The organism is Methanoculleus marisnigri JR1 (genome assembly GCF_000015825.1).
GTDB classification, from domain to species: domain Archaea; phylum Halobacteriota; class Methanomicrobia; order Methanomicrobiales; family Methanoculleaceae; genus Methanoculleus; species Methanoculleus marisnigri.
The window spans coordinates 1,456,370-1,472,636 of the sequence record NC_009051.1 but is presented as its reverse complement, the minus strand read 5'-3'; the positions used below and the strand labels follow the sequence as shown (position 1 = coordinate 1,472,636).

Genomic DNA, 16,267 nt, shown 5'->3' with positions numbered 1-16,267 from the left:
TTTCTTACAATCACTCTGCATGACACGTTGGCTCGCAATATCCAACCGGACAAACTGGGAGATCACCCGGAAGAAGAATATCTGGGGTGTCCCTCAGCGCAATAAGAGCATTATTGAACGGGTGAAGCCTGGCGACACGGTCCTCATCTATGTATCACAGCAGAAAGAGGGGGACACGCTGCTGCCATCCGCTGTGACCGGAGCATTCGAGGTAGTATCAGAGCCCTATGAGGAGCGAACGAAGGTGTTTGTCGCACCCGAGCAGATGGGTGACGAGGTCTTCCCATACCGGATAAAACTGAAGCCCGTAAACGTTTTCGACCTCCCAGTGGAGTTCAAGCCGCTCATCCCAAAGCTGAAATTTATTACCAATAAAACGATGTGGACCGGGCATATACGACAGGCGATGCGGGTGATTCCTGAAGAGGACTACCAAACAGTCTTGGACGCTGCAAAACCCTAATACGCACAACAAAGACGTAAACGGACACTCGATAACGACACATTCATCTGCTGGGGCCGTTACGAATCCTTTTTATGCCGACTCTACATAATCACCATTAGTCAAGCACATTTGCTATATGACATATAAAAGGAGCCCTTGCTTATGCTAACCCAGACAGCCAGTATAGAGAAAAATATTTCATTATTACGCTATCCTGGGGGGAAACAGAGGTATGTATGTCACTTCTCTCATCTCCTCCCTCTTGAGCCTCAATCCATCCGGACATATGTCGAACCCTTTCTAGGGGGCGGTTCAGTCTTCTTCCATGTAAATCCAGAAAAGGCGATCCTTGCTGATATCAATAGAGAGTTAATCGATCTGTATCTGGGTATCAGAAAAAACCCGGATGTCGTCTGGGAACTCTACAGCAGGTATCCGGCAAATAAGGCAGGATACTATAAAATAAGGAGCCTGAACCGTGATGACCTTCACCTTCTGGAGCGAGCCGCACGAACCCTCTACCTGAACCGAACCTGCTTCAAAGGCATGTGGCGTCATAACAACAACGGCGAATTTAACGTGGGATATGGAGGCCAAGAACGACGTTGGGTGATAGGGCCTGATGATCTTTGTGCGGTGGCACAGCGACTCCAGCACGCAGTTCTACTTTGCTGCGATTTTGAGGAAACCATTGCCTCATGCCGTGAAGGGGATTTTCTCTACCTTGACCCCCCATACCGCCCGGGTGAACGTGAACAGCTGCATGCTCATTACATGTTCGGCGAGTTCAACTTCGAGGATCACAAGAGGCTTGCATCGTGCCTTCGTGAGGCTACAGAGCGTGGAGTACAGTGGGTCATGACAAACTCGTCTCATCCGGACATTCTCGCGCTATACGACGACTACTCTATGTACCGGCTCGACAGAGGAACCGGTTCGAGCCCCGGACAGATAACAACGGATCCTGGGGAAATGGTGATCTACCACGTAAACGAGGTGTCCTCATGATGAATATGCAGGCATTCTGCAGCAGTGCGGCAATGCAGGAGCACCCGCTACGGAGACTCTCGGATTTCCTAGTGGAAGAAAAACGAAAGGTCACGAGCGGGGATTATGAGGGTTCCCGATTTGTGGGATACGTACTTGAAATCGGCTACACTACGGCAACCATCATCACATCGGATGCCTTCAAAAAGGCTGTGGGTGGCATCCCCCGGAACTCACTTCTCATCATGGTCCCTGCCGAGTACGAGAAATATCCTCCTCATTTCTCCCTGCTACGGGTTCTTGAAACAGCGGATGAACCACTGAAGCAGGAAAAGCAACAGACCTACTTTGAGTTGCACAAAAAGTCCATGCCTGAACTGGATGTATTCACCCAAAGCGAGCTTCAGTGGGGTGCATTGAAGACGGCAGTCCTTGGAATGTATTACCCTCACCCTGACCGACCGAATGCGGTTGAACTTTCCGGAGACCTCAATAACATCGTGAGCGCCCACAAATACCTCGTATATGCTCCCAGCGATGAACTCCTCGATCTCATCATAAACGCTACGGTCCCGCAGGAAAACAGGTGCGATATTGGAACACTGCGATTGACCGAATGTCGGTTGCCATTGCCGGGGCAGACTATGCACACAGTTCCCGTGGCAATATCCACAAACGACTTCAAAGGCACTAGAACTGCCATGTTTGGGAAAACCCGCACAGGTAAAAGCAATATTGTAAAGATCATTGCCGAGAGCGTCATCCTAACAACCCGAAGGACACCCACAGAGGAAGACCCTCGGACACATACTGTGGGGCAGGTCATTTTCGACATTAACGGTGAGTATGCCAACGATAACCCTCAGGACGACAGTGCATCTCTGGCAACTGCACATGCTGACGATTGCCAGATCTATGCCATTACACCCAAGGCCAATACACCATCACGCCCGCTTCGATTAGACTTCTATGCACATCCCGATCTTTCGCATCACATCCTCAACACCTTTATACGCGAACAGGAGCGACATCCCTCTGACTACGTCAGCAGTTTCCTTTCAGTAGAAATCCCCTCATTTGAACAGATTGAAGGGATGGAGAACCCAGGAGATCAGATCCGTGCTCGAAGAAAGATCCTGATGTACTGGGCAATCCTCCATCGGGCTGGTTTCACCCCGAACATGGAAACAATTCGGGAGTTAGGGGGCGTAAATCCACGGTTTGCACGACGGACACGAACCGCTGTGTATCAATCGGTGGACCAAACCCCGCCCCCATCGATAAGCACTCTTGAAGAACTCGCACACGAATTTGAGCTCTTTGCGCAACAAGATCGCGAAGGTGACAGGCTTCGTTCAACCTCTGGGGATCACAACCTCTTTGACTCCGATGACGAAGCGCTGCTTGGATTCTTGGCTCCGCGATCCAGGTCCGCCAGCGGCCCGAGGAAAATCCAGCGCTATAGGATCTACCACGATCCGAACGCTACAAACTTTGTGACCGAGATAATCAGACTTGTCGTTCAGGGGCAGACTGTCATTCTTGATTTGAGCAACGCACACCCTGAAGTAATGAACTATTTCTCGCGATGGCTTTCGGAGGAGATCTTTGCCCATCAGGTTGATCTGTTCTCGTCAAACGCGCTCAACGATCATTATATTCAACTATACTTCGAGGAGGCCCATAATCTGTTCCCTGCTGATGAACAGAAAATTGTTGATATTTACAGCCGAATAGCAAAAGAAGGAGCAAAGTATCACCTCGGTATGGTATATTCCACACAATCTCCGTCAACCATTAGCCGGGATCTTCTTGCACAAACAGAGAATTTCTTTGTCACTCATATCTCCTCAAGGCCAGAGGTCACTAAACTCGCAAATCTGAATGTAGCATACGAAGATCTCATCGAAGATATACTTCAAACAAAAACGCAGGGGTATGTGCGGATGCTCACTCGGTCGCACCGTTTTGTGATACCTGTTCAGGCAAACAAGTTCACTCCCCAGCCGTCTTCACGAAGGTGTGCATAAATGCCATATCAGCAGGGATCACGACTTCCAGGAGAACATGCCAGCCGACTGGGTCACCTGGATATACTTGATTACTCGCTGGTTAACGAGTTACTTGAGAGTTTCAAACGCCAGTATGTGCCTGATGAATGCCTGACCGTGGAATGGCAAGAGATGCTAGATCCTGGAGAACCACTCAAGTATATCTTTGCAGTGGACGGATCTCTGCAGAGGATTGACCATGATTCCGTTCCTTACTCCTCCATAGCATTCATCAAAACAGCCATGATAAAACTTGATACTCATGCACTCGCAAGGGTGGATAAGGAAAACCCACATCCATTTGTTTTACGTGACATCCTGCGAGAGTCGGTAATATTCCATGCAACATTGCTCCCGCTACGAAACACATGGAGTGAAGGGAGTAATATCTACGATACGGTTCGTCAAACGATCTACAAATCTATCTGTGATACCTCCCCTGGAATGAATGGTCAAATCCTCGAGACCCTCAAGTGGCTTGCATACAGGAAATGGGGGGAAACTAAGAGGAGTCTGCCCGAATTTGAATGTCCGCATGGGCATGAAGGAAGTAAACATCTGACCACTTTACCTTACGATGCTGAATGCGGGAGGTGTCCCACGTGCGGAAAGGAAGTGTATATTACTGACTTTCTTGGTTTCCATCTTGAAATGGGCGAAGAAGCAGTTTCACCGACAATTGCCTCCACCTATATGATCCTGCATGAGACACTTCTTCTATTCACCGCGATCAGATTGTTTTGGGAGAACCACCGCGAGTTGTTGACAGAGTGCCTCTTCCTAAAAGATGGCCCTCTTTCAATTCGTGCCCAGTATTCAAAACTCGTTGAGCCAATTCGGTTATTCCTTGCCTATGCCCAAGAGAACGGCTATCCTATCCATATCATTGGACAGGAAAAGTCGGGGACATTCTACGATCACCTGCAGTTCATAGGTAAAGATGCACCAACGATGAGTTATCTTATCCTGCAAGACCTCTACATCAAGAGACACATCCAATGCCGCCCAGAAAATGGGGCCCCGTATGGGAAGGATACAAACTATGGTGCAAAAGTCTTTGTTAAGCTGAACAATTACCATATGATGGTTCTGAATGTCCCATTTGGTTTGTACACTCAAAACCCCCGATCGGAAGATCTCATCGGATGGGAGAGAATATTTGCCACGCTCCTGACAATTTTGAGCAATCGGTATGAGGGAGCGCTCCTACCCATAGAACTCGCCAATGGGATTGCTTCATTGTCCACATATCCATCTGCAAAGATTCTGAAGTTGTTCTCTGAAGAAGGATTACATCCGTAGATTAACCGCAAAAAGATCTTCGTAAAGGTATTGGAAACTGACTAGATTGCTAGTTGCATCGTTCTTGGAGGAGGTACGAGGCTTGTTGGTGATGACTGATTCTGATTGGGCATAGATGGTTTGCAAAGCCTTATATGGTGCTTCACACACTTTCGTTTAGTGATCGGGTGTGTATTCTTCTCGGAATGTCAAAAGGATTGTCGAGCAAATTCATAATGAGAATACGGGGCACAGGTTAAAAGGTCTTAGGAATCGCAGAACTAAAAATGCTTGGAACAAAAAAAACCGGGATCTCGATAGTGCCCTGCAAAAACTATCTGAAGATCTCTATAGAAAGAAAACCCATTTCGTCATGGAACTCATCCAAAATGCTGAGGACAATACCTACGATCCAGCCGTTCAGCCTTCGATTGTGTTTTCCATAAAACCAGATACATTGGTTATATATAATAATGAGATTGGATTCACTGCCGAAGACGTTGAGAGAATTTGCAGCGTTGGACAGACTATCAAGGCTAAAAAAAAGAGTGAGGGATACATTGGTGAGAAGGGCATTGGCTTCAAATCTGTTTTTAAAATCAGTGACTCCCCAAAAATCATCTCGAATGGATTCCAGTTTGAGTTCAGACGTTCAGATGGGGGTGACCTTGGCTACATTGTGCCATATTGGTTGCCTTCAATTCCGGAGTACGCAAATCCAAAAGTAACGAATATTATCCTCCCTCTTCGTGCTGACGCTCGTGAACGGTTAAACTTGTTTGACGAGATTGATCCGACACTCATTCTCTTCCTGCGCAAATTACAACGTATAGAAATTATCGACGAAATCAATGATAACCTCAAAGCGGTAACGAAATCGGGGAGTGAAGGTCTTGTTACGATTGATTACCAGGACCAGAGTCAGTACTGGTGGGTAATCCGTGCTACATTCAAGGTGCCACAGGAGATAATCGATCAGGAGCCCCGGAGAGAGGATATCAGAAGCACTGAAATAGTCCTCGCATTCCCGGTGAGTGAGGGTGGACATCCTATTAATATCCAAAACGTGTCAAAGCCTGATATTTTTGCATTCCTCCCTGTAAAAAAGTGTGGTTTTAATTTTATAGTTCAAGCAGATTTTCTTCTCACTTCAAACCGGGAAGATATTTTACAGGATTCACGGTGGAATCAATGGTTACGCTCTAAGATACCCGATGTTTTAATTAAAGCCATTGGGAAGTTTAAGCACGATAAAAAACTGAGCACGAGTTTCCTCAAACATCTCTCGCTCCCCGAAGAGATTACTGATGAGTTCTTCAACCCACTCATGCATCAAGCATTTCAGGCATTAAGTGGTGTTGAATGCATTCTTACCGAATCAGGTTCGTGGAAAAAGCCCTGCGATGTCTATTATGCAGAAGATGACCTTAAAGATCTTGTTTCCAACAATGAACTTCGATCTAACTTTGGGAAAGAATATGTTGCAAATACCTTTTATCTGAAAAGAGAATTACGTGACTTGCTCGGCATCGCGGATTTCACACCTAAGCACCTCGAGGAATGCCTTAAACATCCAGAATGGGTAAAGAAACATTCCAATGAATGGCTTATAATGCTGTACCGATATTGTGCACAGCAACTGGAAGTGGCAAAGTCGGGAAACTTAACTTTGGATGACATCATCCAATTACCTATCATTAAACTCGAAAACGGGGATTACTGCTCAGCAAACAACGGTCAAATCTTTTTATATCTTGAAAGGACCGGGAAAAAATATGGATTTGAGTCAGATCTCGAAGGCACACTCAGGGTGCTTGATGCTGACATTAGAAATGCTGTCAGGGCCGAGGAAGATGCAAAGGATCTCATCGAATTTCTTAAAAAGTTAAACATAGTCAATCCCGATCCAAGCAATATCATCAATCAGCATATTTTGCCTCAATACCATAGAGAGACTTGGAAAAAGAAACCTCCTGGAATTCTGCAGGGCCATATCCATTTCATCAAAGATCATTTTGAGCGACTACAGAAAGTTGAAGGACTTATTGGAACCATCGGAAAAGCGATTTATCTTAGAGTTAATGGCAAACAGGGCCAGGGTGACTACAGACATCCTGATCAAATCTATCTGTCTGATGACTACGAAAGCAGATATCATCTCTCTTCTACTATGGCTGCTGCCGGAGAGACCTTCTTCCTGGAGAATTCCCTCCATCCCTGTTATATCAGGAGCGATTTGAAAAATATCGATGCAAAAATCCAACAGGTCCTGGCGGAGTCAAAACCGAAGAAGGGAAGAAGAGCAAAAAAGCGGTCGCAGATCCAGAAACAAATTGAGCCCTATCGTAAAAGAAAGATGGAGGTCGAATCCTCTTGGAAGGAATTTGTGATGGCCCTTCGTGTTCATGAGGGCATCTCTGTTTCACTTGATCCTGAGACAGAACGTTATGAAGGTGGAGAGAAGGCCAATAATGTGGTGACAAAGAAAAGAATCTATCGGTATGATCTTAAAAACACACCATGGAGTTCCAGTGGATGGAAGAATACGGAATCGGCATATTTTATCGAGGACGATTACATTAGCACAGATTTAGATCGTATTTTTGGCTGTTTTTGTAAGTCTGCTCCAGCACAGCAGAGAGACATCAGTTTTATGCTATTTAAGCTGTTTTTGGATAACTGGGATGACTATCGAGGGTACCTTGAATGCAGATATTACTACCGTTATCTGGGTGAGCATGGATGGAAGTATGATAAAACACAAACAACCTTCCTTCTTAAGCTGAAGACGTTCCCATGGGTTACTGCCACGGACGGAACTTTTGCCCCCTTAAAAGGCCTTTTTTTGAATAGCAGTGATATTAGGAGGACTCTTGAAAATTCCGTAAAGTACATTGGTTTTGATGTAGATCTAAAGCAACATACTAAATTCCTCAACGATGTAGAGATACGGACAAGCGTAGGCATCAACGAGATAACCGAAGTGATTGATAGGATGGTGCGTTCTGGATCCGAGAACGTTGAAGAGTTTAAATATCTCTATTCACTTCTCCAAGATTTGATCCCTAAACGAAAGTATTCGGGAAGTTACTTAATCCCTCAACCGAAACAGAGTCCGTTTCCAGTCCTGCATGCATTTCGGGAAGAACGTTTAATTTTTATCCCTGAAACTGATCAGAAATATTTCTCTGCGGATGACGTGTTCTGGGACTGTCAATTTGACAATCTCAAAGAACACTTACCCTCATTGAGAACCTGGTATTCGGAGTGCCGTAGCCTGTTTATTGACGGTCTGGTTGTGAAAGTAAGTCCTGCCTCCGAGGATCTCGTAACAACCCTCGAGCAAATTTCAGCAAACGTGGAGCGAGCGGAGGTTGATGAAAGAAAGATTATCACAATCTACAAAGAATTTAATAGACTTTTAAAACAAAACGCGGGAAATTCAAATGCTTCATGGTGGAAGGATTTTACTGGTAAGTCCCTGTTGTGGGTTAACAAAAAGCAGTTCTGGCGTAACGATGGTGACATTTTTGTTAATGATGATCCTGCGCTCTATGACCTGTTTGTCGAATGGGAAGACATTGCATTCCTGGCAGTAGATATCACAGATCTCCGGGATCTAGAACATTTCGTCAAGCATGCAAAGATCTCAAAACTGTCGGAGTCAGTGAAATGCGTCCTTACAGATGGCGGTCATCTGGCTCACAAGGATGCACCAGAATTGACTCGGCGTATACAGGATTTAACCCCCTATATTCTGCGATATCTCTACAATAAACACCCAGAGGATTACGATTGTTTAAAGAGTGGTCATAAACTGATTAATCTAAAAGACATTCGATGTGTGTTGCTTGATCGCATCAATGTAGAGTACATTCTTAGAAATCGGACTGTAAAAACTACCAGAGATGTTTTACTTGATGGAAACACTCTCTACATCGACAAAATCGATCAATCCCAAATCCCTATCGAGTTCGGGAAATTCTTTGGTCCTATTAAAGATCTTGATATATTTATATGTCATCTGTTTACGCATCCAAATTCAGAGAGCGTTGAAAAGTTCCTTGACTCCGTAAAGATCCCGCAATTGCCATATAGTGAGGTCAAATGGTTTACTTCACTAACTGCGATAGATCAGGTGCAGGATACCTCAACGTTGGTCAAACCGACAGAAAAACCCTTGGAGAGAGAACCTGATACTTCATCCAATCCCAGAACTACGTCAAAAAACTGCTTGTCACCTGAAGAAATTCCCTCTAACTCAGATAATGTAGAACCGTTGTCTATTCCACCAAGTCCTAGTAGCCCACCAGCACCTCCCTCAAGAGATAACGATAGCGGTTTAGGTGGGATCCCCTCCCGATCGCAATCGGGGCAACCTAGAACGCTATTGCACCCCGAAGAGCCATCGAAACATCGAAATGTCGAAGACCGCTCATTTGAGTTGGAAAATGAGAATATAGATATATTAACTAGCAAAGACCCGGAATTAGTCCGATTAGTCCATGTCACCTTCTCTCCTCGCCAAAGAAAGGGTAACCTCAATGATTTGAAGATGACGAAATTGCCTGAAAGGCCAGGGTCTGAAGAAAAGATCCACGAATCAGAGCGGTATAAGGAGGATAAGCGGATCAAGATTGGTCACTGGGGTGAGGAAGTTGTATACCAGGATCTCAAACAGAAGATGCAAAAACGCTATCCTGGTGCGTCTATGAGCGACACCGAAGATGGTTTTGTCCTCTCTCATAATGGCGATATCGCGATTGAAGTTGTTTGGCACAATAAAGCCCGTAAAAGTAATGATAGAGGATATGGCCACGATATCAAGGTCGTTGAAAGTGGTAAGGAAATCTATATCGAAGTGAAATCATCAATTAAACCACGAGATGCGTTCATGATATCTAAGAATGAGTGGGATCTGGCTAAAGAATCCGGTGACAGATATTTCATCTACCATGTCTATTATAGCCCCTCTGAAGGTATCATGATCTGCGAAAAGATTCAGAACCCTGTCAAACGGTGGCAACTGGATGAACTTGAGGCTAGAATCATACAAGTTCAGCTATAGTTGACAAATGTCATGGCTGGATCCTTAATCCTAAGGAAATAGAGGTCATCCAAGTATTCTCCCGATCATGACACTACCTGCTAAATTGAAAAATACGAACGGGACCCCGGCAAGACCTTCTTCTGGCGGGACGGGATGCTGAAGTAACTCCCACACCGCCCACGGACACACCCTCGATCCTCCATCACCTGTATCTTGGTATACCATCATACACCTAGGTATGCCCCGGACCGCCACCATCAAGATCGATACAGAGCTCAAACGCCGCCTCAATACGCTCAAACGGCATCCCCGCGAGACCTACAGCGATGTAATCCGGCGCCTGACCGAGACGGCCATCGATACGGAGCCGCTCTCCGAAGAGACGCTTGGACGAATAGAGGAGGCCGTGGCGGATTTCCAGGCGGGACGATACGTGACCGAAGAAGAGATGGATAGAACCCTGGGCCTGTAATGTACGCCCTCATCTACTCCCCCGGTGCGCAAAAAGACGTTGCCGGACTCCCCCGGGACATGGCGGTGAGAATCCACACGTCCCTCAAAAAGATCAAGGCGGACCTCTACAACCATGTCAGGAAACTCGAAGGATCGTTTGCCGTCCCCCTCTACTCGTACAGAATCGGCCAGTACCGCTGCATCCTGACAATCGAGGACAACAAACTAGTGATATTCGTAGTCGAGATCGGGTACAAAAATATCTCCCGGAAGTACTGATCCTCCGGTCTGGAACTCTCCAGTATCAAATCTCACAGGGCACCTCACCCCCGCCGAGCACCTTCACGACCACCCCCCCGGCCCCGGCGCTGATCGTCGAGTTCCTCTTCTCTCGCAACCTCCGGTGCTCAAACTCCGGTGCTCACGCTCCTGCTCCCACCCTTGCGGGTGCTCAAGCTCCGGACGTTGTCCGTCGCACCCTACGGGCAGTCGCATTCCGGAGGAACGTCACACCTTCGGCCAGTCGTTCTTCCCCCACCTTCTCCGCCCGCCATCCCTCCAGTGCCAGGATCCGGCCCGATCGCCCCGCCCCGGGCCCCGATCGTTGTGCGGCGGCGGTGTCGCACTACCTCTTTTGTGCGACACAAAAGTGTGTTCTATGTCGCACAAGATCGGTTGTGGGTCATGGGTGTCGCACAAATTCCGCTGCGGGTCATGGTTGCCCTAAAACCCCCGGGGCATGGAATACGCCGGTGCATACAACGTTGCATGGCGAATCGATCCACAGGACGGCTCGCAGGTACCGGGGTATTCACAACCGGTCCCCCTCGGTGATGGCAATCAGGCGCGGAAAGACGTAGGTCGCGGCACGCCTTCCCCCGCCCTCCGCGAGGACGGCGATGATCCCGTGTTCCCGGAGCTGCTGGAGGACCCGCTCCGCCGCCCTCCGCGGTATTGCCGCCTGGTCGTAAAACTCGGCCGAACTGAAGACCGGCGTCTTAAAGAGCGCATCGATCGCGGCGGTCGCGTACTGCGAGCGGGTCACCTCCGGCACCGTCCGCTTCATCTCGTCGTAGAGATCGAGGATCGCCTTTGCTTTCCGGCCGTTCGCCCCGGCCTGCTCCTCGATAGCGTGGAGGAAGAACCCGATCCAGCCGTTCCAGTCCCCGTCCCCCGAGATCGCGAGCAGCCGCTCGTAGTAGACCGGCCGGTTCCGCTCGAGGTAGGCGCTGATATAGAACATCGGGCTTCCGATCAGCCCCTTCTCGTACATGATCAGCGGGACGAGCATCCGGCCGACACGGCCGTTGCCGTCGCAGAACGGGTGGATGAGTTCGAACTGCGCCTTCAGGACGGAGAGCTGGACGAGGACGTCTTTCTCCTCGCGGTGCAGGTAGGCCTCCCAGTCCGCGAGCGCCCCGGGAAGATCCGCCGGCGCCGGCGGGACGAAGATCGCGTGCTCGATATGCGCATCCCGCCCGATGAAGTTCTGGATCGTGCGGATGCACCCCGGCTCCCGGTCCATGCCCCGGCTGCCGGCCAGGAGAACCCGGTGCAGGTCGCAGACGAGGCCGGTGTCCAGCCGCCCGGCCTTGAGGGCGTCCACCGCAGCATTCAGCGCCTCCCGGTAGTTGATGATCTCCCGGATGTCGGCAAGCGACGCATCGCCGACCGGCTCCTTCGGGTTCGCCTCGAACCGCAGGACGTCCTCGAGCGATGCCTGCGTCCCCTCGATCCTTGAAGACAGCACCGCCTCCTGCGTCAGGAGCGGGGAGAGGAGGAGCCCCGGGTTCGGGATCGCCTGGAGGATGCCGTCGTAGCGGGCGAGGGCGCGGTTTGCCGACGCAATCCGGGGGATATGGGTCTCCCAGTCGATGCCGGACGGGGGCAGCGGCTCCGGCACGTAGGGTCGGATCGTCATGTTATCCCCCTCCCCGGGGTCGCAATGCGCCCGCACCCCGCGGCAGCGGCCTGCTGCACGAAGCACCTCTCATCCCGTCATCACCTGCCCAAAAAAGCCGGATATCTGCGTTCGGATTGGTATCAGCGAGGACGTGCTCCCTGGTGGCGGAGAGCGTTCCGTGCGCTGAAAATTCTCCATACAATTATCCGATGGTGTGAAAGGGTATTAATATTGACTATTTGGAATTGTAACGTCCATCGTCCGGTATATGCAGTGGAGCACCGCCTGGCCGGACGAGACACCGATCTACGGTCACGATGAAAAGCGAAAAACGCCCCGGCCGGGACTTGAACCCGGGTCAAAAGCTCCGCAGGCTTCTAGGATATCCACTACCCTACCGGGACACGAGAATATGTGTCTTACCCCTAACAACTAGGTCGTCCAGGTTAAAAAGGATTGCTCGCCGGGCGATCGGAACGCCACGGCAAAGACCGCAGGTGCCGGAGTTCGGCCGGTAAAAATCCGTCCGACGGTGAGGGCCGGGGGGCCTAAATGCCCCCCGCGCGCATCTTTATGTGCACCTTTGCCTCGTTCCCGGAGAGCTCGATCAGGTAATCCCCGAACTTGCCCACGAAGATTCGCTTATCGGTCGCCGTGCCGAAACCTTTTCCGAACCCGTCCTCGGCCACAATCTCGCCGGACTCACGCTCCCTGACGGTCACCGTAAACCACGAGTCCTCGCTCGGATATTCCTGTTTGACGACGATGTCCTTCTTCTTGCCGTAATCGCTGGTGGTATACTTCTCCCGCGTGACCATCTTGGGCTCAACGTCGAAGTCGATGATGAGCGGGGGCGCGGTCAGGTTGAAGGAGTAGGCATCCCTCAGGTGAGCGGGACTGAACTCTATTGTTTTGTTAAAGAGCGTCACGTAGGGGTCCTGCGTCGGCGGGACCTCCGTCGGCCTGCTGAGCGTGGGGCCGGCCATACCGTTCGTTGCAGTCGGATACGGGGTTGCCGGGGTCAGGTATCCGGGGTCGTCGTCCTCTCCGCCCTCTTCCGGCGAAAGGTCCCCGGACCAGCCCGGATCGCTAGCCGCCGGCATCTCCGCGCACCCGGCGGATGCGAGGACCAGGATCATCACCGCAGCTGCAAAGAGCGATTTATACACCTTGCTCATCGTAGAGGGATTATCCAGGGGGATATTTATGTTTTTACTCTTGCATATTCGAAGAAATATTTTATTCGATAGTTATTAACCGGCAGAAAATGTCGTTGGAAGCCGGCCGGTTTCACGACATGATCTCTGAAGACGCGTGACCGGAGCGGAGAAAGAGAGCCGCCGACATTCCCGGGAGAAGCCAATCATGCACTCCGGGCGGGGGAACCTTTTTATCGGCACTCGTATCTCTACCGCTCGGTCGATGACAGCACCGGAGCGGCATGAGGTACAGCACAGGGACACCGGGACGTTTATTCGGGGCGGCATGAGCGCAAAAACCCGGCACGGCACTCAGGAAAACGGCGCGGCGCTCTGGTACCTCCTGGGCCTGACCGTCATCGGTGCCCTGCTGCGGTTCTACAACCTCGCCGGCAACTCGCTCTGGCTCGACGAGGCTGCGACCCTCTCGTTTGCCCGGCAGTCGCTTGCCGGCATCTGGGAGAGCACTGCGGGCGGAGAGTTCAACCCGCCGCTCTTCTACTGGCTGGAGCACGGGATACTCGTCTTCGGGGAGAGCGAGTTCGTGCTCAGGTTTCTCCCCGCGCTCCTTGGCGTCCTGACGATCCCGGTCGTATACTACATCGGCTCCGAGTTTAAGGACAGAAACGTCGGGCTCATCGCCGCCGCCCTCCTCGCGTTCTCGCCCTTTCACATATTCTACTCCCAGGAGGCCCGGGCGTACACCCCCATGCTCTTCTTCTTCTCCCTCGCCCTGCTCTCCTACGTGCGGGCGAGCAGATCGAACGAGACCCGCTCCTGGGTCCTCTTCGGGATCTTCTCCGCGGTCGCGTTCTGGATGCACTTCTACGCCATCGTGCCGGTCGCCGTCCTCGTCCTCCATGCCCTGGTCGCCCGCGCCGGCGAGATCCGAAAAGACGCCAGGAACGCGAGCGGCCCTGCCCTCGGGCTCGTTGCCTTCGTCGTTGCCGCCCTCCCTCTGCTCATCGTGACTGTGAACCTCTTTCTCGCGAGAACGTCGTCCGACCCGACGTTCGGCATGCAGGGGCTCGACGTCGTCTACCAGACCCTTCTCGAGGCATCGGGACACAGCATCGCCGTCCTGGTTCCCTTCCTCCTCCTCTTCCTGCTCGGCGTCGCCTATACCTGGCGCGAGGACCGGAACGGGGCGCTCCTCCTCCTTTTCATGATCTTCGTCCCGCTGGCGGCGAGCCTCGTCCTCTCCTCACGGATGCCGATGTTCCCGCGCTACCTCATCTACCTCCTCCCGGTCTACTTCATCGGGATCGCGTCGGCGTATCCCGCGCTCCGTGCCCTCGTGCGGGAGAGGTGGGCGGTCGCAATCTTCATCGCCGCGGCAATCCTCGTCAGCGCCCCGTTTCTCTCCACCTACTACACGACACCGCAGAAGAACGACTGGCGGGGTTTCTCCGCGGAACTCGGCGGGATGACCGGGGAAGGAGATCTCGTCGTCGTGCTGCCGTCCTACATGGCGCTTCCGCTCGACTACTACTACAGCAACGCGACCGACGGAACCATCGAACTCGCGGCGACGACCGGGGACGACCTCGCGGCTGTCCGTGACCGGTATCCCGACCGGCGCGCGTTCTACGTCGTGACCCACGATATCTTTGCCGCGAACCCCGGCGAGGATGCACTGGGCTGGCTTGACGAGAACGCGCAGTTTACCGGGCAGCACACGGGAATCTATCTCTTCAGGTCGACCTAGGGGAAAAGAACCATGGCCGAACCCTGTGATCTTTCGGTGATCATCCCTACCTTCAACGAGGAGGAGAACATCGCCGCGATCATCGATGCGGTCGACGGGGTTCTGTCGCAAAACGGCATCCACGACGAGATCCTGGTGGTGGACGACGACTCGAAGGACCGCACGATCCCGATCGTCCGGGAGATCGCCGGCCGGCAGGAGAACGTGCGCCTGATCGTGCGGAGGGAGGATCACGGCCTCTCGCAGTCGGTCGTCGAGGGATTCCGGTCGGCGCGCTCGGATATCCTGCAGGTCATCGACGCCGACTTCTCGCACCCTCCCGATCTCATCCCCCTGTTCTACGAGGCGATACGGGGCGGCGCGGACATCGCCGTCGGGAGCAGGTACACGAAGGGCGGCGATATCGAGGCGTGGCCGCTCAAGCGGAGGATCATATCACTCGGGGCAACCGCGTTCGGCCGCATCCTCTTCCCCGAGATCACCGATCCCGTGAGCGGGTTCTTTGCCGTGCGGCGCCAGGTCGTCGACGGCGCCCCGCTTGCGCCCCGGGGCTACAAGATCCTGATGGAGGTTCTCGGCAAAGGCCGGTGGCGAACGTTTGTCGAGATACCGTTCGTCTTCAAAGACCGCGAGGAGGGGGCGAGCAAACTCCGGGCCGGCACCGTGATCGACTACCTCCGGCAGTGCGGCGGGATCGTCCGGTTCTCCGTCACGCGCCGGACAGGATCGGTCTGGACCGAGTGGAACAAGGTCGTCCGGTTCGGGCTTGTCGGGCTCTCCGGCATCTTCGTCAACATGGGCCTCCTCTATGCCCTGACCGAGATTGCCGGCCTCTACTACCTCGTCTCGGCGGCAATCGCGATTGAACTCTCCATCGTGAACAACTTCGTCTTAAACGACGTCTGGACGTTTCGGTCGATAGAAAACCTGAAGTTCGAGCGGAAGTTTTCGCGGTTCGGATCGTTCCAGGCGGTCTCGATGGGCGGGCTCGCCATCAACATGGCCGTCCTCTACCTCCTCGTGGATATTGCCGGGGCCTACTACCTCGTCGCAAACCTTGCAGGAATACTCATCGCGTTTGCCTGGAACTATGCGATAAACAGGCATTACACGTGGGTAAGGGGCTGATGACGGTCTTCCCGGAAAAAGGGGCATCCTCCCTTTGGAACAAAAAACGTGGTTTGCAGTCG

11 protein-coding genes and 1 tRNA gene are annotated in these 16,267 nt (G+C 51.7%); 9 read left to right on the top strand and 3 right to left on the bottom strand.

The window, feature by feature from the left end; translation table 11 throughout:
• Positions 1 to 19: 19 nt before the first annotated feature.
• The 7 genes from MEMAR_RS07245 to MEMAR_RS07215 all read left to right on the top strand — a co-directional run bounded on the left by MEMAR_RS07245 (position 20) and on the right by MEMAR_RS07215 (position 10,546).
• A complete protein-coding gene (locus MEMAR_RS07245; RefSeq protein ID WP_048063968.1) occupies positions 20 to 463 on the top strand; it encodes an EVE domain-containing protein in 444 nt (147 codons plus the stop codon).
• Between the two features lie 144 nt (positions 464 to 607).
• Positions 608 to 1,453 (top strand): DNA adenine methylase, encoded by an 846-nt coding sequence (locus MEMAR_RS07240; RefSeq protein ID WP_048063793.1) that lies wholly within the window; start codon positions 608 to 610, stop codon positions 1,451 to 1,453.
• Positions 1,450 to 3,462: an ATP-binding protein gene (locus tag MEMAR_RS07235; RefSeq protein WP_011844316.1), complete on the top strand. Its 2,013-nt coding sequence runs from the start codon at positions 1,450 to 1,452 to the stop codon at positions 3,460 to 3,462. Before MEMAR_RS07240 ends, MEMAR_RS07235 begins: the two co-directional genes overlap by 4 nt.
• Positions 3,463 to 4,785 (top strand): hypothetical protein, encoded by a 1,323-nt coding sequence (locus tag MEMAR_RS07230; RefSeq protein WP_011844315.1) that lies wholly within the window; start codon positions 3,463 to 3,465, stop codon positions 4,783 to 4,785.
• Between the two features lie 169 nt (positions 4,786 to 4,954).
• Positions 4,955 to 9,832 carry a DUF3883 domain-containing protein gene (locus tag MEMAR_RS07225; RefSeq protein ID WP_011844314.1) on the top strand — a complete coding sequence of 1,626 codons (4,878 nt, stop codon included), beginning with the start codon at positions 4,955 to 4,957 and terminating at the stop codon, positions 9,830 to 9,832.
• A 220-nt stretch (positions 9,833 to 10,052) separates the two neighbouring features.
• Entirely contained in the window at positions 10,053 to 10,286 is a 234-nt protein-coding gene (locus tag MEMAR_RS07220) for a DUF7557 family protein (protein ID WP_011844313.1), read from the top strand.
• Positions 10,286 to 10,546, top strand: coding sequence for a type II toxin-antitoxin system RelE family toxin (locus MEMAR_RS07215; RefSeq protein WP_011844312.1), 261 nt, complete (start codon positions 10,286 to 10,288; stop codon positions 10,544 to 10,546). Before MEMAR_RS07220 ends, MEMAR_RS07215 begins: the two co-directional genes overlap by 1 nt.
• Before the next feature lie 532 nt (positions 10,547 to 11,078).
• Here the strand turns inward: MEMAR_RS07215 and MEMAR_RS07210 are convergent.
• The 3 genes from MEMAR_RS07210 to MEMAR_RS07200 all read right to left on the bottom strand — a co-directional run bounded on the left by MEMAR_RS07210 (position 11,079) and on the right by MEMAR_RS07200 (position 13,348).
• Positions 11,079 to 12,188 (bottom strand): Fic family protein, encoded by a 1,110-nt coding sequence (locus MEMAR_RS07210; RefSeq protein ID WP_011844311.1) that lies wholly within the window; start codon positions 12,186 to 12,188, stop codon positions 11,079 to 11,081.
• A gap of 314 nt (positions 12,189 to 12,502) precedes the next feature.
• Positions 12,503 to 12,574 (bottom strand) — tRNA-Arg (locus MEMAR_RS07205).
• 144 nt (positions 12,575 to 12,718) lie between these two features.
• The gene (locus MEMAR_RS07200) at positions 12,719 to 13,348 is read right to left on the bottom strand and encodes a hypothetical protein (protein ID WP_011844310.1); all 630 of its coding nucleotides are present in this window, start codon (positions 13,346 to 13,348) and stop codon (positions 12,719 to 12,721) included.
• Positions 13,349 to 13,655: 307 nt separating this feature from the next.
• On the opposite strand from MEMAR_RS07200, the gene MEMAR_RS07195 reads away from it, so the two are divergent.
• Together MEMAR_RS07195 and MEMAR_RS07190 are read left to right on the top strand one after the other, a co-directional pair.
• On the top strand, positions 13,656 to 15,077 hold the full coding sequence (locus MEMAR_RS07195) for a glycosyltransferase family 39 protein (protein ID WP_245526566.1): 1,422 nt from the start codon (positions 13,656 to 13,658) through the stop codon (positions 15,075 to 15,077).
• Positions 15,078 to 15,089: 12 nt separating this feature from the next.
• Positions 15,090 to 16,205 carry a glycosyltransferase gene (locus MEMAR_RS07190; protein ID WP_011844308.1) on the top strand — a complete coding sequence of 372 codons (1,116 nt, stop codon included), beginning with the start codon at positions 15,090 to 15,092 and terminating at the stop codon, positions 16,203 to 16,205.
• The last annotated feature ends 62 nt before the right edge of the window (positions 16,206 to 16,267 follow it).

Coding starts and splice junctions, on each gene's coding strand:
- MEMAR_RS07245 (WP_048063968.1), top strand. CDS start 20: ATGACACGTTGGCTCGCAATATCCAACCGGACAAACTGGGAGATCACC.
- MEMAR_RS07240 (WP_048063793.1), top strand. CDS start 608: ATGCTAACCCAGACAGCCAGTATAGAGAAAAATATTTCATTATTACGC.
- MEMAR_RS07235 (WP_011844316.1), top strand. CDS start 1,450: ATGATGAATATGCAGGCATTCTGCAGCAGTGCGGCAATGCAGGAGCAC.
- MEMAR_RS07230 (WP_011844315.1), top strand. CDS start 3,463: ATGCCATATCAGCAGGGATCACGACTTCCAGGAGAACATGCCAGCCGA.
- MEMAR_RS07220 (WP_011844313.1), top strand. CDS start 10,053: ATGCCCCGGACCGCCACCATCAAGATCGATACAGAGCTCAAACGCCGC.
- MEMAR_RS07215 (WP_011844312.1), top strand. CDS start 10,286: ATGTACGCCCTCATCTACTCCCCCGGTGCGCAAAAAGACGTTGCCGGA.
- MEMAR_RS07210 (WP_011844311.1), bottom strand. CDS start 12,188: ATGACGATCCGACCCTACGTGCCGGAGCCGCTGCCCCCGTCCGGCATC.
- MEMAR_RS07200 (WP_011844310.1), bottom strand. CDS start 13,348: ATGAGCAAGGTGTATAAATCGCTCTTTGCAGCTGCGGTGATGATCCTG.
- MEMAR_RS07195 (WP_245526566.1), top strand. CDS start 13,656: ATGAGCGCAAAAACCCGGCACGGCACTCAGGAAAACGGCGCGGCGCTC.
- MEMAR_RS07190 (WP_011844308.1), top strand. CDS start 15,090: ATGGCCGAACCCTGTGATCTTTCGGTGATCATCCCTACCTTCAACGAG.